The organism is Corynebacterium nuruki S6-4 (genome assembly GCF_007970465.1).
GTDB lineage: Bacteria > Actinomycetota > Actinomycetes > Mycobacteriales > Mycobacteriaceae > Corynebacterium > Corynebacterium nuruki.
The window spans coordinates 850,135-875,839 of sequence record NZ_CP042429.1 but is presented as its reverse complement, the minus strand read 5'-3'; the positions used below and the strand labels follow the sequence as shown (position 1 = coordinate 875,839).

Annotated in this window: 25 protein-coding genes; 15 read left to right on the top strand and 10 right to left on the bottom strand. The window is 70.9% G+C overall.

Annotated elements, in window-relative coordinates:
- The first annotated feature begins 121 nt into the window (after positions 1–121).
- Complete coding sequence (locus FSW06_RS03985) at positions 122–1,612, top strand: amino acid permease (RefSeq protein ID WP_010122222.1); 1,491 nt, start codon at positions 122–124, stop codon at positions 1,610–1,612.
- 154 nt (positions 1,613–1,766) lie between these two features.
- Here the strand turns inward: FSW06_RS03985 and FSW06_RS03980 are convergent, their stop codons facing one another.
- Positions 1,767–3,056, bottom strand: a complete 1,290-nt coding sequence (locus FSW06_RS03980) for an HNH endonuclease signature motif containing protein (RefSeq protein ID WP_010122220.1) — start codon at positions 3,054–3,056, stop codon at positions 1,767–1,769.
- A gap of 162 nt (positions 3,057–3,218) precedes the next feature.
- Here FSW06_RS03980 and FSW06_RS03975 point away from each other — a divergent pair, with 162 nt between their 5' ends.
- Positions 3,219–4,559, top strand: a complete 1,341-nt coding sequence (locus FSW06_RS03975) for a DNA polymerase IV (RefSeq protein WP_040430840.1) — start codon at positions 3,219–3,221, stop codon at positions 4,557–4,559.
- On the opposite strand, the gene FSW06_RS03970 is transcribed toward FSW06_RS03975, so the two are convergent.
- Positions 4,522–5,436 carry an asparaginase domain-containing protein gene (locus FSW06_RS03970; RefSeq protein ID WP_010122217.1) on the bottom strand — a complete coding sequence of 305 codons (915 nt, stop codon included), beginning with the start codon at positions 5,434–5,436 and terminating at the stop codon, positions 4,522–4,524. The genes FSW06_RS03975 and FSW06_RS03970 overlap by 38 nt on opposite strands.
- A gap of 128 nt (positions 5,437–5,564) precedes the next feature.
- Here FSW06_RS03970 and FSW06_RS14440 point away from each other — a divergent pair, with 128 nt between their 5' ends.
- Positions 5,565–6,227, top strand: coding sequence for a WKL family lipoprotein (locus FSW06_RS14440; protein ID WP_010122216.1), 663 nt, complete (start codon positions 5,565–5,567; stop codon positions 6,225–6,227).
- 5 nt (positions 6,228–6,232) lie between these two features.
- Here the strand turns inward: FSW06_RS14440 and FSW06_RS03960 are convergent, their stop codons facing one another.
- Positions 6,233–7,276 (bottom strand): hypothetical protein, encoded by a 1,044-nt coding sequence (locus FSW06_RS03960; RefSeq protein ID WP_010122215.1) that lies wholly within the window; start codon positions 7,274–7,276, stop codon positions 6,233–6,235.
- 64 nt (positions 7,277–7,340) lie between these two features.
- On the opposite strand from FSW06_RS03960, the gene lspA reads away from it, so the two are divergent.
- From lspA to rarD, 4 genes are read left to right on the top strand one after another with little or no spacing between them, the layout of a single operon-like run.
- Complete coding sequence (lspA, locus tag FSW06_RS03955; protein ID WP_010122214.1) at positions 7,341–7,925, top strand: signal peptidase II; 585 nt, start codon at positions 7,341–7,343, stop codon at positions 7,923–7,925.
- Complete coding sequence (locus FSW06_RS03950; RefSeq protein ID WP_010122213.1) at positions 7,922–8,869, top strand: RluA family pseudouridine synthase; 948 nt, start codon at positions 7,922–7,924, stop codon at positions 8,867–8,869. The genes lspA and FSW06_RS03950 overlap by 4 nt, the downstream gene beginning before the upstream one ends.
- Entirely contained in the window at positions 8,869–9,537 is a 669-nt protein-coding gene (locus FSW06_RS03945; RefSeq protein WP_010122211.1) for a hypothetical protein, read from the top strand. The genes FSW06_RS03950 and FSW06_RS03945 overlap by 1 nt, the downstream gene beginning before the upstream one ends.
- Positions 9,534–10,469 carry an EamA family transporter RarD gene (gene rarD, locus FSW06_RS03940; protein ID WP_010122210.1) on the top strand — a complete coding sequence of 312 codons (936 nt, stop codon included), beginning with the start codon at positions 9,534–9,536 and terminating at the stop codon, positions 10,467–10,469. The genes FSW06_RS03945 and rarD overlap by 4 nt, the downstream gene beginning before the upstream one ends.
- Here rarD and FSW06_RS03935 read toward each other — a convergent pair.
- A complete protein-coding gene (locus FSW06_RS03935; RefSeq protein WP_010122209.1) occupies positions 10,439–11,758 on the bottom strand; it encodes a D-arabinono-1,4-lactone oxidase in 1,320 nt (439 codons plus the stop codon). The two genes, rarD and FSW06_RS03935, sit on opposite strands and share 31 nt — an antisense overlap.
- Positions 11,755–12,942 (bottom strand): amino acid deaminase/aldolase, encoded by a 1,188-nt coding sequence (locus FSW06_RS03930; RefSeq protein WP_010122207.1) that lies wholly within the window; start codon positions 12,940–12,942, stop codon positions 11,755–11,757. Before FSW06_RS03930 ends, FSW06_RS03935 begins: the two co-directional genes overlap by 4 nt.
- A gap of 59 nt (positions 12,943–13,001) precedes the next feature.
- Here FSW06_RS03930 and nadA point away from each other — a divergent pair, with 59 nt between their 5' ends.
- The 3 genes from nadA (at position 13,002) to FSW06_RS03915 (ending at position 15,728) form a co-directional block, all read left to right on the top strand.
- The gene (nadA, locus tag FSW06_RS03925) at positions 13,002–14,123 is read left to right on the top strand and encodes a quinolinate synthase NadA (RefSeq protein ID WP_010122205.1); all 1,122 of its coding nucleotides are present in this window, start codon (positions 13,002–13,004) and stop codon (positions 14,121–14,123) included.
- Positions 14,124–14,164: 41 nt separating this feature from the next.
- Positions 14,165–15,121 carry a carboxylating nicotinate-nucleotide diphosphorylase gene (gene nadC / locus FSW06_RS03920; RefSeq protein ID WP_010122204.1) on the top strand — a complete coding sequence of 319 codons (957 nt, stop codon included), beginning with the start codon at positions 14,165–14,167 and terminating at the stop codon, positions 15,119–15,121.
- A 118-nt stretch (positions 15,122–15,239) separates the two neighbouring features.
- On the top strand, positions 15,240–15,728 hold the full coding sequence (locus FSW06_RS03915; protein WP_238526013.1) for a hypothetical protein: 489 nt from the start codon (positions 15,240–15,242) through the stop codon (positions 15,726–15,728).
- On the opposite strand, the gene FSW06_RS03910 is transcribed toward FSW06_RS03915, so the two are convergent.
- Complete coding sequence (locus FSW06_RS03910) at positions 15,706–16,872, bottom strand: ATP-binding protein (protein ID WP_010122201.1); 1,167 nt, start codon at positions 16,870–16,872, stop codon at positions 15,706–15,708. The two genes, FSW06_RS03915 and FSW06_RS03910, sit on opposite strands and share 23 nt — an antisense overlap.
- Positions 16,873–17,043: 171 nt before the next feature.
- On the opposite strand from FSW06_RS03910, the gene dnaE reads away from it, so the two are divergent.
- Genes dnaE through FSW06_RS03890 form a run of 4 tightly spaced genes read left to right on the top strand, consistent with a single transcriptional unit; the run spans position 17,044 to position 21,891 of the window.
- Entirely contained in the window at positions 17,044–20,610 is a 3,567-nt protein-coding gene (dnaE, locus tag FSW06_RS03905; RefSeq protein WP_010122200.1) for a DNA polymerase III subunit alpha, read from the top strand.
- The gene (locus FSW06_RS03900) at positions 20,610–21,284 is read left to right on the top strand and encodes a YigZ family protein (protein ID WP_010122199.1); all 675 of its coding nucleotides are present in this window, start codon (positions 20,610–20,612) and stop codon (positions 21,282–21,284) included. The genes dnaE and FSW06_RS03900 overlap by 1 nt, the downstream gene beginning before the upstream one ends.
- A gap of 11 nt (positions 21,285–21,295) precedes the next feature.
- Positions 21,296–21,532, top strand: coding sequence for a hypothetical protein (locus tag FSW06_RS03895; RefSeq protein WP_010122198.1), 237 nt, complete (start codon positions 21,296–21,298; stop codon positions 21,530–21,532).
- Positions 21,529–21,891, top strand: a complete 363-nt coding sequence (locus tag FSW06_RS03890; protein ID WP_010122197.1) for an RNA-binding S4 domain-containing protein — start codon at positions 21,529–21,531, stop codon at positions 21,889–21,891. Before FSW06_RS03895 ends, FSW06_RS03890 begins: the two co-directional genes overlap by 4 nt.
- Here FSW06_RS03890 and FSW06_RS03885 read toward each other — a convergent pair.
- From FSW06_RS03885 to FSW06_RS03870, 4 genes are read right to left on the bottom strand one after another with little or no spacing between them, the layout of a single operon-like run.
- The gene (locus FSW06_RS03885; protein WP_010122195.1) at positions 21,872–22,879 is read right to left on the bottom strand and encodes a hypothetical protein; all 1,008 of its coding nucleotides are present in this window, start codon (positions 22,877–22,879) and stop codon (positions 21,872–21,874) included. The genes FSW06_RS03890 and FSW06_RS03885 overlap by 20 nt on opposite strands.
- A gap of 37 nt (positions 22,880–22,916) precedes the next feature.
- The gene (locus FSW06_RS03880; protein ID WP_010122194.1) at positions 22,917–23,453 is read right to left on the bottom strand and encodes a hypothetical protein; all 537 of its coding nucleotides are present in this window, start codon (positions 23,451–23,453) and stop codon (positions 22,917–22,919) included.
- Positions 23,454–23,468: 15 nt separating this feature from the next.
- A complete protein-coding gene (locus tag FSW06_RS03875; protein WP_010122193.1) occupies positions 23,469–24,350 on the bottom strand; it encodes a BRCT domain-containing protein in 882 nt (293 codons plus the stop codon).
- Positions 24,343–24,846 carry a TetR/AcrR family transcriptional regulator gene (locus FSW06_RS03870; protein WP_010122192.1) on the bottom strand — a complete coding sequence of 168 codons (504 nt, stop codon included), beginning with the start codon at positions 24,844–24,846 and terminating at the stop codon, positions 24,343–24,345. Before FSW06_RS03870 ends, FSW06_RS03875 begins: the two co-directional genes overlap by 8 nt.
- Positions 24,847–24,971: 125 nt before the next feature.
- Here FSW06_RS03870 and FSW06_RS14435 point away from each other — a divergent pair, with 125 nt between their 5' ends.
- A complete protein-coding gene (locus tag FSW06_RS14435; protein WP_010122191.1) occupies positions 24,972–25,697 on the top strand; it encodes an Rv0361 family membrane protein in 726 nt (241 codons plus the stop codon).
- Positions 25,698–25,705: the final 8 nt, after the last annotated feature.

Below are 25,705 nucleotides of genomic sequence, written 5' to 3'. Positions count from 1 at the left end.
CCGACGGGCTGCCGCCGGGGCCGGGGCCTGACATCTGTCGGCCCCGGCCCCGGCGGTGTCTGGCAGGGGAGTCGGGTGAATGACTTTCACCGGCTGTTGACAAGACAAGAGGACAACCACCGTGACACAACCAGAGACAACCGGCGGCTCACCGTCGTTCCTCACCGGTGACCAGGAAGGGTACCGGAAAGGCCTGAAACACCGGCACATCCAGATGATGGCCATCGGCTCCGCCATCGGTACCGGACTCTTCCTCGGCGCCGGCGGCCGACTGCATGACGCCGGTCCGTCGCTGTTCATCTCCTACGCGGTCTGCGGATTCTTCGGATTCCTCGTCCTGCGCGCCATCGGTGAAATGGTCATGCACCGGCCGAGCTCGGGCGGTGTGGTCTCCTACGCCCGCGAGTTCCTCGGCGAGCGGGCCGCCTACCTGCTGGGCTGGAACTACTTCCTGCAGTGGGCCATCACCGGCATCGCGGACACCACCGCCGTCGCCCTGTACCTCAAGTTCTGGGGGATCTTCGATTCGGTCCCGCAGTGGGTGCTGGCGCTGATATCGCTGGTCGTCGTGGTGCTGTTCAACATGATCGGCGTCGGCGTGTTCGGCGAAGTGGAGTTCTGGTTCAGCTTCGTCAAGGTCGCGGCGATCGTCGTCTTCCTCGTCACCGGCCTGTGGTTCATCTTCACCGGACACGAGATCGGCGGCGAGATCCCCGGCCTGTCGAACATCACCGACAACGGCGGCATCTTCCCGGAGGGTGTCGTGCCGCTGGCGGTCGTCACCTCGGGTGTCTTCTTCGCCTACCTCGGTATCGAGGTCATCGCCACGGCCGCCGGCGAGACCCAGCACGCCGAGAAGGAGATGCCCCGGGCCGTCAACAACGTCATCTGGCGCATCCTGGTCCTCTACTGCGGATCCGTCCTCGTCATGGCGCTGCTGCTGCCCTACACGGAATACGATGAGGGCGAGAGCCCGTTCGTCACGGTGTTCTCGAAGGTCGGTATCTCCCACATGGGCGATGTCATGAACCTCATCGTGATCACCGCCGCCCTGTCGTCGCTGAACGCCGGCCTGTACTCGACCGGCCGCGTCATCCGCACGATGGCGCACGCCGGATCCGCACCGCAGGCCCTGGGCCGGATGAACTCACGCGGCGTCCCGTTCGGCGGCATCGTGCTGACCAGCCTCGTCGTCGTCATCGGCGTGATCATCAACTACGTCGCCCCCGGCCGGGCCTTCGACATCGCGATGAACATGACCTCCGTGACGCTGGTGCTCACCTGGGGTGCGATGATCGTCGCGCAGATGAGGATGCAGAAGAAGGCCGAGCGCGGCGAGTTCGAACGCCCCTCGTTCCGGATGCCGCTGGCCCCGTACTCTAACTGGCTGACCCTCGCGTTCCTGCTGCTCGTGGTGGTCCTCGTCGCGTCCGGTGACTCGATCGGGCTGTGGACGATCATCATCTCCATCCCGATCATCCTCGTCGTCTGGTTCAGCTGGCGGTGGGTGAAGCCGAGCGTGATCCGCCGTCGCCGGGAGTTCGAGCTCAACGTCGAGCACACCTACGTGCCGCGCAATGAGGATCCGGGCACGAACCTTCCGACCGAGTAGTCGACTGTCCGCCCCGGACTGACCGGTCTCCCCGCACCCCGGTGCTCCGCTGTCAGCGGCGCACCGGGGTGCGGTCTTTTCTGTCGCATGCCGGATGACCGCATGCCGGATGACCGCGTGCCGGTACGCCGGACGCGGTGATCGGGGGAGCGGGTCACGGCGGGGCCGGGCCGTTGCCGGCCTCCTCGTCCTGCCCCGTCATCCGTTCCCGGTGGTGTTGTCCGATCGGCCCGGAGGCGTGGGTGGTGTACTCCTGGCCTCCCGGGGAGGTCCAGCGGACCGTGTACCCGCCGTCCGTGGTGGCTGCCCGCCAGCGCCCGGCGCTCTTCTCCCGGTGGTGCGCACGGCACAGGCTCATCCCGTTGCTCACATGTGTCGGGCCGTCACTGTCGGGGTCGGTGTGCGGCGAGTTGACGATGTGGTCCTTCTCGCAGCGGGACGCGGGTTCGGTGCATCCCGGGAACCGGCAGGTGCCGTCCCTGGCCTCGATGTGGAGCTGGTGGATGAGCGGGAACCGGTAACTCTTCGACGGCTTGAGGTCCTCCGGGTCGGTGGGGACGTTATGTACTGTCTCTGCGGCCGACTCGAGTCTGTCGGCGGTTCCCGGGTCGATCCAGCCGGTCTCGGCGATCCAGCCGGCCCCGGTGCCGTGGATGCCGTCGGTGGTGGCCCGGTACAGGCTGACCCGCACATGGATGGTCTCCGGATCGTCGCCGAGCAGTTCCAGCAGGACCTGGGCCTTGAGCTGCGCCCGGGTCGGCAGGGCGGGGAAATCGCCGGGACCGTCGGCCTCGCCGCGCTCCACCGCGTCCCGGCGGTCCCGGCGCAGACCGGCGAGCCGGGTGTCCACCTTCTTGTCCAGGGCTGCGTCGACGGTCCCGCTGGTCACCTCGGACCCGGTCGTCAGGATGAAGTCGGTGCCGCGCCGGTGCAGTGCCGCCGTGTCGCGTTCCGCGTCGGTCGTGGCGGCGATCAGCGCGGGGGCGGCGTCGATGAGGGCGGCGTCCACGGCGGCCTGCAGTGCGGTGAGGTCGACCGGCCCCCGCGCGCAGGCGGCCTCGAGCCACGGGGTCACCTGCTCCGCCACGGCGGAGTCGAGCAGTCCCCGGAGTTCGTCGGCCCGGTCGGCGACGACGTGGACGAGCTGCCGGTTGATGCGGGACCAGATCAGTGCGAGGTGGTCGACGGCGATCTGCCCGGTTGTCGCGACGGCGAGGTAGATCCCGGGGATGCGGAGCGTCAGGTCGGCGGCGTGGGCGAACCGGCGTGCATCGGCCGGCCCCCGGCCCCGCAGGGCCAGTGCCGCGGCAGTACGGGTGCGGGTGTCGAGCGTGGTGAGGTGGGCGATGATCGCCATGTCCCCCTGGTTGAGGTGACGGCGCAGCGCGTCCAGATCGCCGGTCGCCGCATCGGCCGCCGCGTCCGCGATGGCGGTGGTGTCCATGGCCGTCTCCTCCCCGCTGTCGGTGTGACGGGTATCACTCTGTCACGTCCACCGGACAGCGACGGTCCCCGTCCTCACATAATAGAACACAGAAACGAATTAAAACCGGTTTTCCCTGTCCCGTTCCACCCCTCCCGCCCGCGCGTAATACGATGGACCACCATGACAGGTGCCGGGCAGCGATGGGTGGTCCATGTCGACATGGACGCCTTCTTCGCCTCGGTCGAACAGCTCACCCGGCCGACCCTGCAGGGCCGTCCCGTGCTGGTCGGAGGAATGTCGGGGCGGGGAGTGGTGGCCGGTGCCTCCTACGAATCCCGCGTCTACGGGGCACGCTCGGCGATGCCCATGAGTCAGGCGGTGCGGTTGTGCCGCGGCCGGGCGGTCGTCGTCCGGCCGCGCTTCATCGTCTACTCCACCGTGTCCGCCCGTGTCTTCGACATCCTCACCCGCGAGGCCGGCACCATCGAGAAGCTCAGCGTGGACGAGGGCTTCGCCGAGCCTGCGGTCCTGCAGGGCGCCGACCGCGACACGGCCGAAGCCTGGGCGCGGGAGCTGCAGGCCACCGTGGACCGCGAGGTCGGTCTGCCCTGCTCGGTCGGCGTCGCCGGCGGGAAATCGGACGCCAAGATGGCCTCCGACCTGGCGAAACCCCACGGCGTGACCGTCGTCTCCCGCGCGGAGCGCGGGGATGTCTTCGGACCCCGCCCGGTCGGTGATCTGTGGGGGATCGGTCCGGTCGCCCGGGCCCGGCTCGCCGAGGTCGGGGTGGTCACCATCGGCCAGTTCACCGCCATGGATGACGCGGATGTCCGGTCGTTGCTCGGCAGTGTCGGCCTGCAGACCCAGGCCTACGCCCGCGGTGACGATCCCCGGCCCGTCGCCCCGCGGGCGCGGGCCAAACAGGTCTCCGCCGAACGCACCCTCGAGGTGGATGCCGCGACGACCGCGGGGGTCCTGCCCGTCCTCGCGGCGACGGCGGCTGCCGCGCACCGCCGTCTGAAGTCCGACGGCCGGGCCGCGCGCACGGTGACGGTGAAGACCCGGACCTCCGATTTTCAGGCGCACACCCGGTCGATCACCCTGGCGGCCCCCACCGACGATCTCGACGAGATCACGGCGGCCGCCCGGTCCGTGGTGCCGCATCCGGAGGAGTCCGGGGCGGTCCGGCTGGTCGGGGTGAGTCTGTCCGGGCTCACCGACGAGCGTCAGGTCGTCCTGTTTCCCGAACTCGCGGTGCCCGGCGACCCGCCGGAACCGGACCACGTTCCCGCCCCGGATGCCGCGCCCGACCCCGCACCGGCCGACACGTCCGGTCACTGGACCCCCACCCAGGACGTCCGTCACCGGGAGTACGGCCACGGCTGGGTGCAGGGCACCGGGTCGGGCGTGGTCAGTATCCGCTTCGAGACGCGCGCCACCGGCCCGGGCCGTACCCGGACCTTCGCCGTCGACGATCCGGACCTCAGTCCCGCGGACCCGCTGGACAGTCTCGCCTGGTGACGGCCAGCTCGCAGAGCAGCTTCATCCGGGCCTGCGCCGGGCTCAGCAGACCACCGGAGCGGACGCCACGGCGCGCCAGCCGGGCACCGCCTCCGGGACCGCCGTAGACCAGGTCCACCGGGCCGCCGGGGACCCTGGTGCAGATGACGACGGGGATGCCCCGGTCCAGTGCCCGTTCGACACCGGGGGACAGGACGCCGACGTTGCCGGAGCCGAAGGCGGCGACGACGATGCCTTCGGCCCCCGCGTCGACCGCCGCGTCGACGAGGGTCGCATCCCCGCCCTGGTAGGCGGCGACGATGTCGACCCGCAGCCCGGCCAGCGGGGCCGGCGTCGTGGTCAGCGGGGCGGGGGCGCCGTCCGGCAGGGGGTTGGCGAAGGCCCGGTCCGCCACGGTGTCCACTTTCCGAGCGCCGTAGGCCGGGACCCGCGCCCCGCCCATGACGATCACCGGTGCGTGCACCTCGCCGGCGGCGGTGAGGGCGTCCCGCAGGTTGCCGGGTCCGTCGGGTGCGGCGTCGTCGGCGGGACGCTGCGCCCCGGTGAGCACCACCGGGCCGCCGATGAGACGGTCGACGGCCATGGCGGTCTCCTCCATCGAATCGGTGCCGTGGGTGAGGATGACCGGTCCCCGTGCCGCCGCCGCGGCGATGCCGGCGAGGAGACTGTCGAGGTCGTCGAGGGTCATCGTGGAGGAGTCGAGGTGGAGGACGTCCCGGGCGTCCCGGACCGCAGCGGCCGGCAGTGCGGCGCTCTGCAGCAGGTCGGCGACGGTCCGGGTCGGGGTGCGGGCGCCGTCGGCACCGGTGGTGCAGGCGATCGTCCCGCCGGTGGCCAGGACGGTGGCAGGACGGGTGGGGCGGGGGCGCGTGGTCACGGGTTACCAGGATACCCGCGGACGGGCGGTACACTCGCCGACACATGCGTCACACGTGTCACCGGGTCTGTCCGACCCGGCCACGATGCCGCACCCTGTCACACAAGGAACGAAGGAGCAGCCGCACCGTGAAATCCCTGAAGATCCTCGCCGCCGTCACCGCCCTGGGGGCGGGCCTGTCCCTGGCGGCGTGCTCATCGGACGACGACAAGGGCGACGACAACCCCACGACCGAGGCCACCACCCAGGCCGCCCCGCTGCCCACCTCGGCGGAGCTGTCGGAGATCCTCAACCGCGCGGTCGACCCGAACATCCCCTCCGACCAGAAGGCTGACACGGTCCAGGGCGGTGACCAGGCACTCGAGCTCTTCGACATCATGACCGAGTCCAAGAAGGAGTCCGGCGCCGACTTCCAGATCGTCGACCCGGTGCTGCCCGGCGTCCTGCCGGACACGGTCTCGGTCTCCATGAACCTCATCGTCCCGGACCGTGAGCCGCAGCCGGTCAACGGTGTGGAGTTCGTCAAGGAGGGCGACCAGTGGAAGCTGTCGACCGCCTGGGCCTGCACCCTGATCCAGAATGTGGCGCCCGACAAGGTGCCGCCGCTGTGCGCCGACGTCGACAAGGCCCCCGCACCGGAGGGCGCGCCCGCCCCCGAGGGTGCCCCGGCCCCGGCCCCCGCGCCGGAGGATGCGCCGGCCCCGGCTGACGCGCCGGCCCCCGAGGGTGCCCCCGCACCTGCCCCGGAGGACGCCCCGGCGCCGGCTCCGGAAGAGGCTCCGGCAGCCTGACCCGGTCAGTTGTCGGAGACCGGTTCCCACACCGACTTCGACCGGTAGGTCTGGACCACCCGGACCGGTGAATCCGGCTGGCCGTAGGTCACCGTCGTCGCGGTGTCGACCGCACCGGAGACCGGCAGCGGGCGCCGCAGGTCCAGGCTCAGCGCGCCGCCCGAATCGCTGGACGACGACAGGATGTCCAGGTCCGTGCCCTGCAGGTGACGGACGGTGGGGGTGCGTTCGATACCGATCTTCAGCTCGACGTGCGATCCGTCGCGGGTGGTCAGCGTGTAGGTGACCTTCTGCTGCATCGCGGTCCCGTTGTCGTCGACCTGGCCGGTGACCGTCCAGGTGGCGCCGGTGCCCACCGGGTCGGTGGGGAACACCAGGGGGATGTCGGTCATCTGCGTGAAGGACGGTTCGATGTTCGCCCGGGCGGTGCCGGTCGTCTTCTCGGGGGCGGTGTAGCTGCGCGAGGAGATCCGGCCGTCCTGTCCGTACTGCTGGGACATGACGAAGCCCTCCGCCGTGGCGATGTCGTCGTTGAGGTCCGTGTTCGACCCGGTGGGGACGCCGGCGGTGACCGTCGACTTCAGGTTCTCCCCGTCGGTGCTCGCCGATGCGGTGAGCGGCACCGCCATCGTCACCTCGTCGTAGGGGATGTCGGCGGCGTCGGCCGGATCCGTGCCGGACCCTGAACCGGAATCGGTGGTGGTTGCGGCGGTGGAGCCGTCGTCGCCCCCGTCACCGTCGGCACTGTCGGCGCTGCCGGGGGAGTCGGTGGTGGAGGGGGCTGCGGCGGCGTCCTGACCGCCCTCGGTGTGCTGTTCCCAGCCCTGGGTGGCGCGGAAGGTGGACTTCTGTTCGGCGCTGTCGCTGAACCACACGAGCGGTTCGGTGGGCCCCTCACCGGGATCGACGAGGTCGACGGACACCCCGTCGACGGGGACATCGGAGGAGGTCGGGGACGAGTCGTCGCCGGAGGAGCAGGCACCCAGCCCCAGAGCCAGGGCGGTGACCAGCGTGACCGCCGTTGCGGCGCGGGAGATGAGTCGGTACACGCAGCACAGGGTACCAAGGTGGCGGACACCGTCCGGTCCGGCCCACCGTCTAGGATGGGTCGTTGTGACTTCTCCGCACCGAACATCACGGCCCGCCGTCCGGCCCCGGGCCCTGCTGCTGATCGTCGCCGTCGTGGCACTCGACCAGCTGACCAAGTGGCTCGTCGTGGAGAACCTCGACCCCCGGACCGCCTACCCGGTGCTCGGGGACTTCGCCCGGCTGTACCTCATCCGCAACTCCGGCGCGGCGTTCTCGATGGGGGAGAACGCCACCGTCGTCTTCGCCGTCATCCAGATCGTCGCACTCGTGCTGTGCGCCGTCCTCGCCTTCCGGGTGCGGTCGGGCTGGACCGTCGCCGCGGTGGGCCTCATCGGCGGCGGCGCCGGCGGAAACCTCGTCGACCGGATTTTCCGGGAACCCGGCGGTCTGCACGGCCACGTCGTGGACTTCATCTCGATCGGCGATTTCGCGATCTTCAATGTCGCCGATGTGGCGATCAACGCCGGTGTCATCGTCTACCTCGTCTACGCGCTGCTCGTGGAGCCCCGCCGGCGCAACGACGGCGACAACGACGGCCACAACGACAGCGACGACCGCACCGGCACCGACAACCACACCGACAGCACGACGACGGAGGCGAGCGCATGAGCGACCGGGAATCCAGGATGATGCCCGTCCCGCCCGGCCTGGCCGGCATGCGGGTCGATGCCGGGCTGTCCAAGCTGCTCGGCCTCTCCCGCACCGTCGTCGCCGAGCTGGCGGCCGCCGGGGACATCAATCAGGACGGCACCCCCGTCGGCAAGTCCGACCGCCTGACCGAGGGCGCCTGGCTCGACGTCACCCTCCCCGCCCCGCCCCGCGACCTGGCCGATGAACCGGCCCGGGCGGTGGAGGGCATGGACATCCTCTACTCCGACAGCGACATCATCGTCGTCGACAAACCGGTGGGCGTCGCCGCGCACCCGACGATCGGCTGGGAGGGGCCCACGGTCACCTCCGGTCTCGCCGCCGCCGGCTTCCGTATCTCCACCTCCGGCCCGCCGGAGCGCAAGGGCATCGTCCACCGCCTCGACGTCGGCACTTCCGGGGTCATGGTCGTCGCCGCGTCGGAGCGGGCCTACACGGTGCTCAAGCGGGCCTTCCGCGACCGCACGGTGGACAAGACCTACCACGCCCTCGTCCAGGGCCACCCGGACCCCACCACCGGCACCATCGACGCCCCCATCGCCCGGCACCCCGGTGCCGGCTGGAAGTTCGCCGTCCGTGACGGCGGCCGGCGTGCCGTCACCCACTACGAGACCCTCGAGGCGTTCCGCCAGGCCACCCTCGTCAAGGTCCATCTGGAGACCGGACGCACCCACCAGATCCGGGTGCACTTCTCCGCACTGCACCACCCCTGTGTCGGTGACCCGATGTACGGGTCCGACCCGGTGCTCGCCGGGGAACTCGGCCTGTCCCGGCAGTGGCTGCACGCCGTCCACCTCGGCTTCACCCACCCGAACGGGACGTGGATGGACATCGAGTCGCCCTATCCGGCGGACCTGCAGACCGCCCTCGACCGGCTCCGCGCCATGAACGGGGAACGGGTGTGATGCGTGCCTCGGAGAAGATCCCGGCGGACCGCCGCACCCGCCGGAAACTCGACTGGGAGGACACCCGCCGCCCCGCCTGGGTGATGTGGCTGTCCGTCGCCTGCCTCGTCGTCCTCGTCGCGGTGGTCATCGCCCTGTCCACCTCGGACCGGGTCTCCGGCCCGCAGGCGGTCAACGGCGACACCCTCGGCATCACGACCGGCGAGGAGGTCCCCGCCTACGTCGACCGTGCCCGGGGGAGCCTGGACGCCGTGACCGGGGACGCCCCCCGCTGGGCACTGGTCACCCCGGACCACCCGGCGACCGTCGACGACCTGACGGCCGTCTTCTCGCCGCTGCCCGATATCCGGGTCTCCACCCTGCTGGCCGGCGGTGCCCAGCAGGCCGTGCCCGAACCCGCGGCCGGCCACCAGCGGGCGGACGTCTTCGCCACCGCCCGGGAGCGTGCCGCCGCCGGGGCCGGGGCCCCCGTCGACGATCCGGCACTCGACGTGCTCGGCGTGGTCGTCCACGCCACCCCCGCCGACCTCACCACGCTGGCGCAGACCCCGGGCGTGCTCGCCGTGGAGGCCGCCCCGCAGGACGCCGTGTTCGGACGCATCGGTTTCCGGCCCGTCGCCCCGCCGGAGGCCCCGCAGGAGGCCACCCAGGAGGCTCCCGCACCGTGATCTGGGGTATCGCCTGCTACGCCATGTGGGGGTTCTTCCCGGCGTTCTTCCCGCTGCTGGAACCGGCCGCGCCGATGGAGATCCTTGCGCACCGGTTCGTCTGGACCCTCGTGTTCGTCGTCCTCGTGCTGCTCGTCGTCGGCCGGGGCCACGGCGGCGGTTTCCGCTGGCTCCGGTCGGTCGGTGCCGCCCAGTGGACCAGGATCGCCGTCGCGGCGGTGGCCATCGGCGTGAACTGGGGGCTCTACATCTACGCGGTGAACAACGACCATGTCGCCGACGCCGCCCTCGGTTACTTCATCAACCCGCTCGTCAGCGTGGTGCTCGGCGTCCTCGTCCTGCACGAGCGGCTGCGTCGGCTGCAGTGGACGGCGGTCACGGTCGCCGTCCTGGCGGTCGTCGTGCTCACCGTGGCGCTGGGCCAGCCGCCGGTGCTGTCGCTGATGCTGGCCCTGAGCTTCGGGCTCTACGGGCTGCTCAAGAAGAAGGTCACCCTCCCGCCGCTGCAGTCGCTCGCCGCGGAGACACTCGTGCTCGCCCCGCCCGGGTTGACCTACCTCGCGTGGCTGCAGTCCCAGGGGGAGAACACCGCCCTCCAGGGCGGTCACGGCGCCGGCCACGTCCTGCTGCTCGCCACGGCGGGGATCGTGACGGCCCTGCCGCTGCTGTGCTTCGCCCGCGCCGCCCACGAGCTCCCGCTGACCACCCTCGGCATGCTGCAGTACCTCACCCCGGTGCTGCAGATGCTGTGGGCCGTCTTCGTCGTCCACGAACACATCGAACCGGCCCGCTGGATCGGCTTCGGGCTGATCTGGCTGGCGGTGGTCATCTTCGCGGGCGACACGGTGGCCAACAGCCCGCGCCACAACCGGGGCCGCCGCAGCCGGCTCGCCCGGCTGGATCATGCCGGCCCGAACACCCGGTCGACGTAGGGGTTACGGAACACCCCGTCGGGGTCGGTGACCGCCCGCAGCTGCCCGACGGCGTCCAGCTCGTCGTGGACCGCGGCGAGCCCGTCGTGGTCGAGGGTGTGGTGCTTGCCCCAGTGGGGGCGTCCACCGGCGGCGACGAGCACCGGCTCCACCGCGGCGAACAGTTCCCGGTAGTCGTCGCGGTGGTAGCGGTGCACCGCGATGTAGCAGGAGTCCCGGCCGCGCGCGGTCGACAGCGGGACGTCGTCGGCACCGGTGGCCCGGACCTCCAGCGGGAAGCCGACCGGCAGCCCGGAACTGTCGAGGGTGCGGCGGACCTCACCGAGCACCTCCGCGGCGTCCGACAGCGGCACCGAGTACTCCATCTCGTTGAACCGCACCCGGCGCGGGGAGACGAAGACCTCGTGCGCGGGGGCGCTGTACTCGCGCTGGGCCAGGGCGGCGGCGGAGAGCCGGTTGACCGTCGGGGTGAGTGCCGGGACGACGTGCATCGCCGCGCACAGCCCACCGAACAGGACGTTGTTGACCAGTTCGTCGTCGAGCAGGGAGCGCCAGCGGGGGACCGGGCCGGGCAGGTCTGTGGCGCCGCCTGTCGGATACCTCGTGTTGCGTTTGACGTGGGCGACGCCGGTGCCGGGGAACCAGTAGAACTCCACATGGTCGGTCTCCCGGGACAGGTCCGGCCAGCCGCCGAGGACGGCGTCCAACGGTTCGGCGCGTTCCACCGCATGCAGGGTGAACGCCTCCACCACCGCCATCGTCAGGGCGGTGACCACGCCGAAGGCGCCGAGGCCGATCCGCCCGTAACGGAACAGCGGATCACCGGGACCGACGTCACGGACGGTACCGTCGGCGGTGACCAGCTGCATGCCGCGCACCATCCCGGCGAACCCGGTGAAACCGGTGCCGGTGCCGTGGGTACCGGTGCTCACCGCCCCGGCGAGCGACTGCGGGTCGACATCGCCCTGGTTGGCCAGGGCGAGGCCGTGCGGGGCGAGCAGCCCGGGGATGTCGTGCAGCCGGGTACCGGCGAGGAGGGTGACCTCCATCGCCGCCCGGTCGACGCGCACGAGGCCGCTGAGGTGGTCGAGGTTGAGCAGGACGCCGTCGGTCACCGCCGCGGGGGTGAAGGAGTGCCCCGCACCGACGGTGCGGACGTGCCGTCCCTGTTCCGCGGCGCGGCGGACGGTCTCCTGCACCTCTGCGACGGTGCGGGGCTGGCGGCGGTCGACGGGGTGCGCGGTCTGCGCCCCCGACCAGTTGTGCCAGGTGGCCGGTCGGACTGTCATACGAAACTCCTCTGTTCGCCGCGGTAGGTCGGCCACCGTCCGGTGACCGTCGTCGTGCCGTCGGGGCCGGACCGGGCGGCGACGAGGACCTCGTCGACCCACTCGAACTGTTCGCCCGCCTTGGCGTGCCGGAACCACACGTGGTCGCCGAGTGCCAGCCCGCGGGCGGCCGCACCCCGCAGCGGGGTCTGCACCTCGCCGGCACCCTCGGTCGCGGAGAACGACAGTCCCTTCGGGTAGTCGACCACCGGCACCCGGTCGGCCCCGGGCACCCCGGAGGCGATGCGGCCCCCGCCGGCGACGGTGACGATGTCCGCGGCGGGCCGGCGGACCACCGGCAGGACGAACCAGGCGGCCGGCTGCGGCCGGAAACTGTGGTAGCGGTCGAACAGGCCGGGGCCCAGCACCCCGGACCCGGCGCCGATCTCGGTGACCGCGGCCTCGGCGGCGGTGGACTCGACCGAGCCGGTGCCGCCGCCGTTGACGAACTCCAGGGGGCCGGCCACCTCCTCGACGGCGGCGACGACCCGCCCGCGGCGTCCGGCGAGTTCCCGGGCGGAGATCCGCTTCATCGCGGTAACCGCCGGGGAACTGTCGGTCGTCCCCGCGATCTGCCCCTCGTAGGCCATGATCCCCACCAGCCGGAAGCCGGGGCGTCCGGTGATCTCGCGGGCCACCGTCGCAGCCTGGGCGGGAGTGTGGACCGGGGAGCGGCGCGCACCCAGGTGCAGTGGCCCCAGGTCCAGCGAGGCGTCCACGTCGAGACAGACCCGCAGCTCCGGGTGGTCGGCGCCGAGCACCCGGTCGATGTAGTCGAGGTGCGCCGGGGAATCCACCATGAGTGTCACCGCCGCCCGGTACCGTGCAGATCCGGCCAGCCGGGCGAGCAGTCCCCGGTCCACGCACGGGTAGGCGACGAGGATGTCGTCGCAGGTGCCCTCGTCGACCAGCCACAGGGCCTCGCCCAGGTGGTAGGACAGGACGCCGCTGATGCCGTCGACCGCCAGCAGCCGTTCGATGAGCGGCCGGATGCGCACCGACTTGCTCGCCAGCCGGACCGGCGTCCCGCCCGCCCGCCGCACCAGGTCACCGGCATTGGCCAGGGCGGCGTCCAGGTCGAGGACGCTGAACGGCCCGTCGAGGTCGGCGACGGCGGCACGGAGAGCGGGACGCGGTGTGGCCATGGGCGCATACTTCCACATTTCGGGGGTGCTGTCCGGCGAACCGGCTATGGTTACCCGACATGCATGTGACTGATGCCGGGGTGACCACCCGACCCACCACCCGACCCACCACCGGGGAACAACTCGACAGCCCGCTGCTCGCCGACGTGTACCGCGCGCCGGGCCACACCGGCCCGGAGGGGCCCGTCGGCCGCTGGGAGGGGGTCGTCGGCGACGACGTGTGGGCCGCGGAGATCCGGCGGCTCAAGAAGGCCCGCAACGCCGTCATCCTCGCCCACAACTACGAACTGCCCGAGATCCAGGACATCGCCGACTACACCGGTGATTCCCTGGCCCTGTCCCGCATCGCCGCGGAGACCGACGCCGACGTCATCGTCTTCTGCGGCGTGCACTTCATGGCCGAGACCGCCAAGATCCTCTCCCCGGACAAGACCGTCCTCATCCCGGACGCCGCCGCCGGCTGCTCCCTGGCGGACTCCATCACCGCCGACGAGCTCGCCGAGTGGAAGGCCGAGCACCCCGGCGCGCTCGTCGTCAGCTACATCAACACCACCGCCGCGGTGAAGGGTCTCACCGACGTCTGCTGCACCAGCTCCAACGCCGTCGACGTGGTCGCCGGGCTCCCCGCCGACCGGGAGATCCTCTTCGGACCCGACCAGTTCCTCGGGGCGCATGTCCGCCGGCAGACCGGACGCGATGACATCCACGTCTGGGCCGGCGAGTGCCACGTCCACGCCGGGATCTCCGGGCCGGAGCTCGCCCGCCGCGCCGAGGAGGATCCGGACGCCGACCTGTTCATCCACCCGGAGTGCGGCTGCGCCAACTCCGCGATCTACCTGGCGGGGGAGGGGGTGATCGACCCGGCGCGGGTGCACATGCTCTCCACCGGCGAGATGCTCACCTCCGCGAAGGCCGCGGAGACTGCGGGCCGGGGCAAGGTCCTCGTCGCCACCGAGATCGGCATGCTCCACCAGCTCAAGGGGGTGGCACCCGACGTGGACTTCGCTCCCGTCAACGAGCGGGCCTCGTGCCCCTACATGAAGATGATCACCCCGGCGGCACTGCTGCGCTGCCTCGCACTCGGCGCCGACGAGGTCGATGTGGACGAGGATGTCGCAGCTCAGGCGCGTCTCGCCGTGGAACGGATGATCGCTGTAGGCACAGCGGGTTCAGGGGAGTAGGTTTATCGGCCGTGACTGCTTCGAAGACACTGTCGCGGGGGATGTTCCCCGCTGATCCCCGTTTCCCCTTCACCGCGCCGCTGGGCAACATCGGTGAGCCGGGCGCGCCGGGCTGTGACCCCTCACTCTTCCGCACTCTCGCCGCCACCGCGCTGGCCGAGGACCTCGCTGACGGGGACGCCACCACCCTCGTCACCGTGCCGAAGTCCGCCACCGGCTCCGGACGCCTCGTCGCCCGCGCCGACGGTGTCATCTCCGGTATCGACGCGGTCCGGGCCGTCCTCGTCGCCGCGGCGGAACCTGAGTACCGCGCGGTGCTCGGCGGCACCGTCGCGCTGACGGACGCCGCGGCCAACGGGGCCCGGGTCGTCACCGGGGAGACCGTCGGTGTGCTCACCGGGTCGGTGCGCGCCATGCTCCAGCTCGAGCGCACGGTGCTCAACATGCTCACCCACGCCTCCGGGGTGGCCACCCAGACCGCACGGTGGGTTGCGGCGGCCGCCGACGGTGCGCCGGCGGGCCATACGGTCGCGGTACGGGACTCGCGCAAGACCCTCCCCGGTCTGCGGCTGCTGCAGAAGCGGGCCGTGGTCCACGGTGGCGGTGTACCGCACCGCTACAACCTGTCCGACCAGGCGATGGTCAAGGACAACCATGTCGTCGCCGGGGGAGGGGTCCTGGACGCCTACCGGGCGGTCCGCTCCGCCCACCCGGAGCTGTGGTGCGAGGTCGAGGTCGACAACCTGGACCAGCTGGCGTCGCTGCTGGGGATGAAGAAGCCGCCGCAGCAGATCCTGCTGGACAACTTCACCGTGGCGGACACGGCGGCGGCGGCGGCACTGCGTGCGGAGAAGGCGCCGCGTGTGCTGCTGGAATCCTCCGGCGGGCTGACCCTCGATGTCGTCGGGGATTACGCGGCGACCGGGGTGGACTCGGTGGCTGTCGGTGCGCTGACCCACACGGTCACCGCGCTGGACATCGGCCTCGACCTGGCCTGAGGTCGCCCCGGCCGTCGGTGGCAGCGGGGCCGGGGTGTTCGCCCGCCCCTGCTACCCTGAGAGTATGGGAAGCGGGCGAGAAGACGAGAGTGAACACCGGGGTGATCGGGTGACCTTCGTGGCGAAGACACCGACCGAATTCCGGGTCATCCCGTTCATCATCCTCATGCCCTCGATGGTCGCTGTCCTGGTGGAGCCGGTCTGGCCGGTGATCGTGGTGGTCGTCGGCATCCTCGCGCTGCTGATCTGGGCCGCGTTCATCGCCCGCGTGTGGGTCCGGGTCGGGGAGGAGAATGTCGACATCGCCGGACCGTTCTACCGCCGCACGATCCCGGTCGGGGACATCGATGATGTGGTCCTGCACCGCGAGGACGCCGGGGACCACAGTCTGGTCAACTGGCCGGTCGTCGGCCGGGCGACCTCCCCGGCCGGGGTCCGGCTCAGCATGGGCGGGACGCTCGGGCCACGGATCGCCACGACGGCGGGGGAGACGTACACCGTCTTCCTGTCCTCGACCGCAGATGCGGAGGCCTGTACCTCAGCGATCTCGGCAGCCGTCGACGGTGCCGCCGACGCCGGCCGCCTCAGTCCGCGTCCCGGCGCCTGACCCAGGCACCCATGCCCGGGGTGATGAAGTGCAGGCCACCGGCACCGCTGCGGTAGACCGTCCCCTTCTTGATCAGCCGGTCACGCAGGTAGGAGACGGCTTTCACCGGCCTGCCCAGCACCTCGGCGACCTGCCCGCCGTTGGGTTCGTCGACGGTGAGTTCCGCGGTCGCCAAGGCGGTGAGGTACTCCTGTTCCCGGCCGCTGGCGTCCTCCCACCGGCTGAGGAACAGCTGGTCCAGATCGGCGGTGATCCGGGGGAGTGCCGCGGTCGCATGTGCGGCGGTGATGGCGTCGCTGCCGTGGGAGGCGCGCCAGGCGAAGTGGCCGGCGACCTGGATGGCGTAGGGATAGCCGCCGGACTGTGCGAGCAGCAGGTCGGCGGCCTCGTCGGTCATCGGACGCCCCGAGCGGTCGGCCGGGCCGGTGAGGGCCGTCCGCGCGTCGGGGCCGGGGAGGGCGTCCAACGGATGCCATTCCGCACGTTCGAGGTAGGTGGGGAGCCGGTTCCCGCGTTTCTCCCGCAGTGAGGGGAGGGCTGCGACGGCGACGACCAGCGGCCAGTTCTCCGGGACGGTCTCCTGGAGCACGCCGCCGAGTTCGTGCAGTTCCGCAGGGGTGGCGTTCTGCAGCTCGTCGAGGGTGACCAGGAGGCCGGCGTCCCGCTCCACCGCGGCGGTCATCGTCCGGCGCAGGACGGTGGCGAGCGGCTCGGGGGATCCCTCGTCCCGGGCGACCTCGATGCCGCCGCCGACGCCCAGGACCGAGGCCTGGACCTTTGCGCCGGTGATCCGGGTTCGGTGGGCGGGGCCGTCGGGGGTGGTGCCGCGGAAGAGCTGTTCCGCGGCACGGAGTTTTCCGCTGAGCTCGCCGAGGAGGTCGGAGCGTTTCGCCTCGACGTGGACCGTCGGCCAGGAGTGCTGTTCGGCGGCGGCCTGGGCGATCTCGCCGAGGGTGACGGTCTTGCCCACCCCGCGGGGTCCGACGAGGATGAGCGGTCGGGGCGTCCGGCCGTCGAAGGCGGCGACCTCGAGGGCCTCATTGGCGGCGTCGAGGATCCCGGTGCGTCCGGCGAAGACCAGCGGGGTCTGGTTGAAACCGGGGCGGTAGGGGTTGGGGTGGCGTCCGGTCGGTGGTGTGGCCATGGGCAGAGTCTAGCGGGTATAGCACAAAAGTTTCGGTATAGCACCGTATAGCACGGCGTCCCGGGTGACGACGGATACACAATCCGGCCGGATGGTGCCACGGATCCGCCGGAATGTGTATCCGTCGTCACCGCGGCGACCCGACTTGCCCCCACCGGTAGACTGTCCGGCATGAAGAAGTCCTCCTTCGTCCACCTGCACAACCACACCGAGTACTCCATGCTCGACGGCATGGCCAAGGTGGACCTGCTCGCCCAGGAGGTCACCCGGCAGGGCATGCCGGCGGTCGGGATGACCGACCACGGCAACATGTTCGGCTCGGACGCCTTCTACCACGCCATGACCGCCGCCGGGGTCAAGCCCATCATCGGCATCGAGACCTACATGGCCCCCGAATCCCGCTTCACCAAGAGCCGCGTGCGCTGGGGCGAGCCGGAGCAGAAACGCGACGACGTCGCCGGCGGCGGCTACTACCTGCACCAGACGATGATGGCGGAGAACGCCACCGGCCTGCACAACCTGTTCTACCTGTCCTCGATGGCCTCCTACGAGGGGCAGGTCTCCAAGTACCCGCGGATGGACGCCGACATCGTCGCCGAGCACGCCGACGGCATCATCGCCACCACCGGCTGCCCCTCCGGCGAAGTGCAGACCCGGCTGCGACTCGGCCAGTTCAACGAGGCACTCGAGGCCGCCGCGAAATGGCAGGACATCTACGGCCGCGACAACTACTTCCTCGAACTCATGGACCACGGCCTGTCCATCGAGAAGCGGGTCCGCGACGACCTTCTCGAGATCGGACGCCGCCTCGATCTCCCGCCGCTGGTCACCAACGACTGCCACTACGTGCTGCAGAAGCAGGCCAAGCCGCACGAGGTGATGCTCTGCGTGCAGACCGGCGCGACCCTGGAGGAACCGACCCTCGACGAGGGCGGCAAGCGGTTCGCCTTCTCCGGGGACGGCTACTACGTCAAACCCGCCGAGATGCTCCGCGAGTACTGGGACCCGATCGTCCCCGACGGCTGCGACAACACCCTGTGGATCGCCGAGCGCGTGCAGGACTACGGCGAGCTGTGGGAGGAGCACACCCACGACCGCATGCCGAAGTACGACGTCCCGGAGGGCCACACCCCCGTCTCCTGGCTCAAGAGCGAGGTCGCCGACGGGCTGAAGGCCCGGTTCAACGGCGGCCCGGTGCCGCAGGAGTACCTCGACCGCGCCGAGTACGAGATCAGCGTCATCGACATGAAGGGCTACCCGTCCTACTTCCTCGTCGTCGCCGACCTGATCAAGCACGCCCGGTCCATCGGCATCTCCGTCGGCCCGGGCCGTGGCTCCGCCGCCGGCGCCCTGGTCGCCTACGCGCTGACGATCACCAACATCGACCCCATCGAGCACGGGCTGATGTTCGAGCGCTTCCTCAACCCGGAACGCCCCTCCGCCCCCGATATCGACATCGACTTCGCCGATGACCGCCGTTCTGAGATGATCCGCTACGCCGCCCAGAACTGGGGCGAGGACAAGGTCGCCCAGGTCATCACCTTCGGCACGGTGAAGACCAAGCAGGCGATCAAGGACGCCGCCCGCGCCCACCACGGCCAGCCCGGCTTCCAGATCGCCGACCGGATCACCAAGGCCCTGCCCCCGGCGCAGGCGGCGAAGGACATCCCGCTGTCCGGCATCATGGATCCGGAGCACCCGCGCTACGGCGAGGCCGCGGAGATCCGCACCCTCATCGAGACCGATCCGGTGGTCAAGGAGATCTACGACGACGCCCTCGGACTGGAGGGCGTCGTCCGCCAGGCCGGCGTCCACGCCTGCGCGGTGATCATGGCCTCGGTCCCGCTGCTCGACCACATCCCGATGTGGAAGCGCCCCAACGACGGCGCCCTGATCACCGGCTGGCCCTACCCGGCCTGTGAGGCCATCGGCCTGCTGAAGATGGACTTCCTGGGGCTGCGCAACCTCACCGTCATCGCCGACTGCCTGGAGAACATCAAGAAGAACCGGGGCGAGGACTTCGACCTGGAGAACCTGTCGACCGACGACCCGGCGTCCTACGAGCTGCTGGCCCGCGGCGACACGCTCGGCATCTTCCAGCTGGACTCCGGCGGCATGCAGGAACTGCTCAAGCGCATGAAGCCCACCGGCTTCAACGACATTGTGGCGTCCCTGGCGCTGTACCGGCCGGGCCCGATGGGTGTCGGGGCGCACTGGGACTACGCGGACCGCAAGAACGGCCGGAAGCCGATCGAGCCGATCCACCCGGAGCTCGCCGAGTCCATCAAGGACATCCTGGAGGAGACCTACGGTCTCATCGTGTACCAGGAGCAGATCATGAGGATCTCGCAGAAGGTCGCGAACTACACCGCCGGTGAGGCCGACGGGTTCCGCAAGGCCATGGGTAAGAAGAAGCCCGAGGTGCTGGCCAAGGAGTTCGACAAGTTCGCCGCCGGCATGAAGTCCAACGGCTACTCCGACGAGGCCGTGCAGGCACTGTGGGACACGGTGCTGCCGTTCGCCGGCTACGCATTCAACAAGTCGCACGCCGCCGGTTACGGCCTGGTGAGCTTCTGGACCGCCTACCTCAAGGAGCACTACACCGCCGAGTACATGGCGGCGCTGCTGACCTCGGTCGCGGACAAGAAGGACAAGTCCGCGATCTACCTCGCCGACTGCCGCCACCTCGGGGTGCGGGTGCTCAGCCCGGACGTCAACGAGTCCGCCTACACCTTCCAGTCCGTCGGCGAGGACATCCGCTTCGGCCTCGGCGCGGTCCGCAATGTCGGTGAGGACGTCGTCGACTCGATCATCGCGGCGCGCGAGGAGAAGGGGAAGTTCACGGACTTCTCGGACTACCTCGACAAGATCGACGCCACCGCCTGCAACAAGCGCGTCACCGACTCGCTGATCAAGGCCGGCGCCTTCGATTCCCTCGGTCACCCGCGCAAGGGCCTCCAGCTCATCCACGAGGACGCGGTGGATGCGGTCACCTCCACCAAGAAGGCGGCGGCGAAGGGACAGTTCGACCTGTTCGCCGGGCTGAGTGAGGAGGAGACCGGGGACGCCTTCAAAGTCGAGGTCCCCGACCAGGAATGGGACCGCAAGCATGCGCTCACCCTGGAGAAGGAGATGCTGGGCCTCTACGTCTCCGGCCACCCGCTCGACGGCTTCGAGGCCTCCCTGGACTCCCAGATCGACACGCCGATCACCACGGTGCTCTCCGGCGAGCTGCCCGACCGCAAGACCATCAAGGTCGGCGGCATCATCTCGGCGGTGGACCGGCGGGTGGACAAGAAGGGCAACCCGTGGGCCATCGTCACCATCGAGGACCAGCACTCCGCCCAGGCCGAGCTGCTCGTCTTTGCCCGCACCTACCAGATGGTCGCCCCGATGATCGCCGAGGACAACATCGTCCTCGCGCAGGCCGACGTCAGTATCCGTGACGACCGGATGAGCCTGTTCTGCAACGACCTCAAGCTCGCCGAGCTGACCACCGGGTCCGGCTCGGGGGCGCCGCTGCGGCTGCGGATGCGTGTCGACCAGTGCACGCCGGACAACATTTCCCGGCTGCGCGACGTGCTGCACAACAACCACGGCGACTCGGACGTCTACGTCACCCTCCACGACGGGGACGAGGAACTGCAGTACATGCTGCCCAAGGAGCTGCGCGTCAACCGCACCTCCTCGTTGATGGGTGATCTCAAGGCCTCCACCTGGGCCGGGGTGCTGGGCTAGTGGCGGACGCTGCGTCCGGCCCCGGGACCGATGCAGCCTATCTGCGTCCCGCCGCGCCGGGGCCGGACCTTGTGCTGGCCCGTGCGGTTCTCGAGGTGAAGCGGTCCCGGTTCCTCGCGCTGGTCGGCCGCGCCACCGGTGAGGCGGAGGCCCGCGCGTTCATCGCCGCCGCCCGCGCCGCACATCCGGACGCCCGGCACCACTGCAGCGCGTCGATCGTCCACGTCGCCGGCGCGAATCCGGTGGAGCGATCCAGTGACGACGGGGAGCCCTCCGGCACCGCCGGTCAGCCGATGCTCGAGGTGCTGCGCGGCAGCGGTCTGCAGGATGTCGTCGCCGTCGTCGTCCGCTGGTTCGGCGGGGTGAAACTCGGCACCGGCGGACTGGTCCGCGCCTACCAGGACGCCCTGCGCCCGGCCCTGGCCGACCTGCCCGTCGTCCGGCGGGAACCGCAGTCGGCCTGGTCCTTCGAGGTGGGCCACGCCGAGGCGGGCCGGGTCGAATCGGAGCTGCGGAACCGGGGTGTGACCGTCACCGCCGAGTACGGTGCCCGGGTCACCCTGCACCTGACGACCCCGGTGGGGGTGGACCCGTCGGGCACGGTGGCGGGGATAACCTCCGGATCTGCTGTGATTCGGCGCGACGGCGTGCGGTGGGCGGACGTCCCCCGGTAAACTCGGCGGGTATGAGCCACAACAGGTCGGTGGAGAAGCATCCGGGGAATCCGGTCGCCCAGCGTAAGGACGAGGTCCACCGGAGGTCGAGAGCACTGCAGGTCACCGGGGGTGTCGCGGTCGCCGGGGTGGTGCTCGGACTGTTCGCCTCCGGCTACTTCTACGTCGTCGCCCTCGTCGCCGTGGTCGTCTTCGGCTGGAACGCCTGGAAGATCCGGGAGGTCGTCACCCACAAGGACGTGTGGTGACCCGCATCGACGCCTGGGTCTGGTCGGTCCGGCTCTACAAGACCCGGAGTGCGGCGGCGGAGGCCTGCCGGGCCGGGCACGTCAAGCTCAACGACCAGACAGTGAAGCCCGCCCAACCCGTCGCGGTGGGGGACACGGTCCGCGCCTGGGTGAACCACCGGGACCATGTCTACGAGGTCACCGGACTCGTCGCCAAGCGGGTCGGGGCGGCGCAGGCCCGGCAGAACTACATCGACCACTCGCCGCCGCCCCCGCCGAAGGAGGTGCTGGCCTCCCTGCCGCACCGGGACCGCGGGGCGGGCCGGCCGACGAAACGGGAACGTCGCCAGCTCGACCGGCTCAGGGGGCGGGAGGGGTAGCCGGGGAGTTCGGGGAGCTCGGGGAGACAGTCTGCTGACCCATCCGCTGCCACCGGTTGCCCAGCCGGCCCGGGCGGGACGCCGGATTGTCGCCGATGTGGACGGTCCGGCGGATATGGTCCCGGCCGTAGGTGAACAGCAGCAGGTCGTCGATGAGCCGTACCTGCCCGGGCGGGTAGTCGTAGTCCATGATGTCCTTGAGCTGCGAGACCGCGGCGGGGGAGCACAGGTCGGTCAGCTCACCGACGGTGGTGATGCCGTGGGCGGCGAGCATGTCCACGGCGAAGACGTAGTACTCGGCCTTCGACGGCGGGTAGTCCCCGCCGACGAGCATGGTGAGCACCCCGGGCAGCATCGTGGCCGACAGTTCGGCGTCGCCGGGGCCGGAGCGGCCGGCTCCGACGATCCGGGCGATGTCGTCGAACTGGCCGTCGGCCAGTTCGATGAGCCCGGCGGCCAGGGTGAACGCCCGGTGGACCTGCGGTGGCAGTTCATCGCCCGGGTTCTTGTACCGGATGTCGTGCTCGAACTCCGCCCAGGCGTGCTGCAGCACGGTGCGCAGCTGGATCTCCACGAGACGGCCGTCGAGTCCGGCGAGTGCGGGCAGTTTGTCCCCGTCGATCCGGGCGATGACATGGTGGGAGGCGTAGCCGAACCGGCCCTCGGCGATCGCCTTCGCCGCCTTGTCCTCGACCTCCTCGACGGCGAAGAGGGTGCGCACCACCCCGAGCAGCAGCGGGATCTCGGAGGTGGTGAACGAGGTGACGCGGATGCCGACGACGTCGTGGGCGGACTCGAAACTGTCGTACTCGGGGTAGTCGGGGTTGCGCAGTTTGCTCAGGTAACTGTGCCGGTCCTTGAGCCGGACGGAGACCTGGTCGAAGGAGAGTCCGGCGTCCAGCAGTTCGTCGGTGAGGACGAGCTGGATATCGCGGGCGATGGTCGGATGGGCCGCCATCCACCGGTCGTAGGACTGCACGGGGTTCATGGGGACCAATCGTAGCGGCCACCCGGACCGGCCGGTCTCAGACGGTCTGCAGGCAGTGCCCGGTGGAGATGTCGAGCCCGACGGGGCCGGCGGCCGGGGCGGCGTCCGGTCCGAGGGCGAGCAGCCGGGTGCCGGAGACGGCGATGCGGGGGATGCCGGCGGCGGTGAGGACGCGGTGGGTGTGCCGGGCGAGCCGCGGGTGCGCCACCAGACCGGTGGCAGGGAACGGGTCGTCGACGACAGCGATCTCCCAGACATCCCCGCCGAGGTCGGGGACGCGCCGACGGCGCAGCGCGGGACCGTGGACGGCGGTGAGCCGCCCCAGGGTGGTGAGCATCGCGGTGGCTGCGGCGTCCCACAGCATGCCCGCGGTGGCGTCCCGGGCGACGAGGTCGTCGGTGGTGAGCTCGCGGTCGGCCGGTCCGTCGGTGTCGTGCACGGCGGCGGCGAGTCCCGCCCCCAGCGGGATGCGCAGCGGGGCGGCGGGGGTGAAGATCGTCGGCGGGGCGCCGGCAGAGTCAGCGGAGACAGCAGAGTCGGCGGGCAGGGCGGTGAGGTACAGGGTGGGCGTCATACCCCTGACAGACGCTCAGAAGGGCGCGTCGGTTCCCCGGACCTCGTCCAGATCCGGGCGGGGCTGCCGGCCGACCTTCGTCAGGAACTCGTCGAGGCTCCACAGGGCGATGTCCTGGCCCTTGTCCCGCAGCTCCCGGGCACGCTTCTCCTTGCTGGTCGTCGAGCCCCAGGAGCCGATGACGAGGGCGGTCGTCTTCTTCGTGACATTCTTGCCGACGGTGCCGCCGGCCGCGGCGATCATGTCCCAGATCTCGCCCTTGTCATAGGGCTCCACATCGCCGGTGACGGTGACGTTCTGGCCGAAGACCGGCCCGTTGGCGTCCGCGGTGAGGTCGGGTTCGGGCACCACGTCGGGGGTGGAGACCCGCTTCCAGCCGGGGTTGCCCTTCCCGCCGGACTTCTTCTTCGGGGACGCCGCGGCGGCCGGGGTCGCGGTCTCCGCCTTCTGCGCCGTCGCCTGGTCCGGTGAGGCCGTCGAGGGGGCGGTGGTGGCCGCGGGGGCCGGGGCGGCGTCCTCCGGGACCGGGGTGGCGGCGCCGAGCGGGTAGCCGGCCTGCAGGTTCGTCAACGCCCGGTCGAGATCGGCGAACTGCTCGAGCTGTCCGGGGGCGAAGGCGACGATGTTCGGTGCCCCGTGGGTGGCGGGGTACCCGCGGACCGGGCGGGCGAGGTAGCCGTCCGGGGTGTCGCCGGCGAGGCTGAACTGGATCCAGCCGGGGTCGGTGGCGGTGGGGGCGTTGCGGTACCAGCCGCGCAGCGCGGTCGCGGGGAAGGAGAATTCGGCGTCGGTGAGGGTACTGCCCATCGGGGTCCGCTCGATCCGGACGCCGTCGTCGCTGACCTCGACCGAGGCCGCGTGGGCGGTGATGACCGGGGGAGTCGTCGCGTCACTCATGGTGACCGATTGTAGCTCCGGCGACGATGAGCCCGACGCCCGCCAGCACCTCGTCGACGGTCCGGGGCTCCACCCCGGCGGCGCGGGCGGTCTGCACATCCTGGGCGGCACCGAGCAGGTAGCGGGACAGTACCCAGCCGGCCAGCGCCGGGTCGTCGGTGGCGCCGTCGAGGGTGGCGGCGAGCTCCGCGGCGGGGTCCCGGCTGACCGTGCCGGTGGCCAGGGCGGCGGCGACGATCTCCGCCCCGTCGCGGGTGGCGAGCAGCCGGTCGAGGATGGCGGCGGCGGCCTGCCGGGCATCGTCGGGGACCGGGGCATCGAGGATCCGGTCGGCGATCCCGCCGAGAAGCTCCTGCTTACTGGGGAAATGCCAGTACAGGGCGCCGGGGGCGACATCGAGGGTGCGGGCCAGCCGACGCATGCTGAGGTCGCCGAGGCCGTACTCGTCGAGGATGTCGAACGCGGCGGACAGGATGCGGTCACGGTTGAGGGTCACGGCCCAGAGTGTACCGGGGCGGATGCCGGGGACACGTGCCGGTTAACGTCGGTGACGGCGGGGACGATGGGGCAGGGGATGTAGTGTCGTACCGGACACGACGGACTTCTCGGAAAGGTGTTCCCATGTCATTGCCCAGTCCCCGCACCAGTGCCCGCCTCCGCCACACCGGCGGTCCCGCGCGGCGGCTGCGGCGTGCCGCGCTGGCCGCCGTCGCCGCCGGATCGCTGGTCCTCGCCGCCTGTGGCTCGGACGATGATTCGGACAGCTCGACCGACAGTTCCGCGGCAGGGTCGTCGCACTCCTCCGCCACCGCCTCGCGCGGGGCCGGCTCCTCTGCGGCATCCACGTCGGCCGCTCCGTCCACCGGGTCGGAGAAGCCGGGGGAGCCGGGCGATCCGTCGGAGCCGGGGCGTCCCGGAGACCCCGGGCACCCCGGCGCGGATCCGCAGCACCCTGACGGCGGTGCCGGCGACGGTGCCCGTCGCGACGGTGGGGCGCCCGCCCCGGCGGCCGGCGGTGATGACGCCGCCGCCATCACCGCGGTGGTCCGGGGGATGGCGGACCAGCGTTCCCAGGCCGACTTCGACCAGTACACCCTCGACAACTACTGCGCCGCCTACATCGACAGCCGCGGCGGGCGGGACGCCCTGCAGGGCGAGGTCGACCGGACGCGCACCGACGACCACGACGTGAACGCGCAGATCACCGTGGATTCCGTCGATGACATCCGGATCGACGGCGACCACGCCACCGCGGTCACCAACGGCACCGTCAACGGTCAGCCCTCGAGTTCGCCGGCGACGTACCAGCGTGAGGGCGGGGCCTGGAAGATCTGCCCGACCGCATGAGGGGACGT

Excerpts from the sequence above, each read along its gene's own strand:
- FSW06_RS14435 (WP_010122191.1), top strand. The coding sequence starts at position 24,972 with ATGTCATTGCCCAGTCCCCGCACCAGTGCCCGCCTCCGCCACACCGGC.
- FSW06_RS03945 (WP_010122211.1), top strand. The coding sequence starts at position 8,869 with ATGCGTGCCTCGGAGAAGATCCCGGCGGACCGCCGCACCCGCCGGAAA.
- FSW06_RS03980 (WP_010122220.1), bottom strand. The coding sequence starts at position 3,056 with ATGGACACCACCGCCATCGCGGACGCGGCGGCCGATGCGGCGACCGGC.
- FSW06_RS03935 (WP_010122209.1), bottom strand. The coding sequence starts at position 11,758 with ATGACAGTCCGACCGGCCACCTGGCACAACTGGTCGGGGGCGCAGACC.
- FSW06_RS03875 (WP_010122193.1), bottom strand. The coding sequence starts at position 24,350 with ATGAGTGACGCGACGACTCCCCCGGTCATCACCGCCCACGCGGCCTCG.
- nadC (WP_010122204.1), top strand. The coding sequence starts at position 14,165 with ATGTTCCCCGCTGATCCCCGTTTCCCCTTCACCGCGCCGCTGGGCAAC.
- FSW06_RS03880 (WP_010122194.1), bottom strand. The coding sequence starts at position 23,453 with ATGACGCCCACCCTGTACCTCACCGCCCTGCCCGCCGACTCTGCTGTC.
- nadA (WP_010122205.1), top strand. The coding sequence starts at position 13,002 with ATGCATGTGACTGATGCCGGGGTGACCACCCGACCCACCACCCGACCC.
- FSW06_RS03910 (WP_010122201.1), bottom strand. The coding sequence starts at position 16,872 with ATGGCCACACCACCGACCGGACGCCACCCCAACCCCTACCGCCCCGGT.
- FSW06_RS03885 (WP_010122195.1), bottom strand. The coding sequence starts at position 22,879 with ATGAACCCCGTGCAGTCCTACGACCGGTGGATGGCGGCCCATCCGACC.
- FSW06_RS03930 (WP_010122207.1), bottom strand. The coding sequence starts at position 12,942 with ATGGCCACACCGCGTCCCGCTCTCCGTGCCGCCGTCGCCGACCTCGAC.
- FSW06_RS03950 (WP_010122213.1), top strand. The coding sequence starts at position 7,922 with ATGAGCGACCGGGAATCCAGGATGATGCCCGTCCCGCCCGGCCTGGCC.
- FSW06_RS03895 (WP_010122198.1), top strand. The coding sequence starts at position 21,296 with ATGAGCCACAACAGGTCGGTGGAGAAGCATCCGGGGAATCCGGTCGCC.
- FSW06_RS03975 (WP_040430840.1), top strand. The coding sequence starts at position 3,219 with ATGACAGGTGCCGGGCAGCGATGGGTGGTCCATGTCGACATGGACGCC.
- dnaE (WP_010122200.1), top strand. The coding sequence starts at position 17,044 with ATGAAGAAGTCCTCCTTCGTCCACCTGCACAACCACACCGAGTACTCC.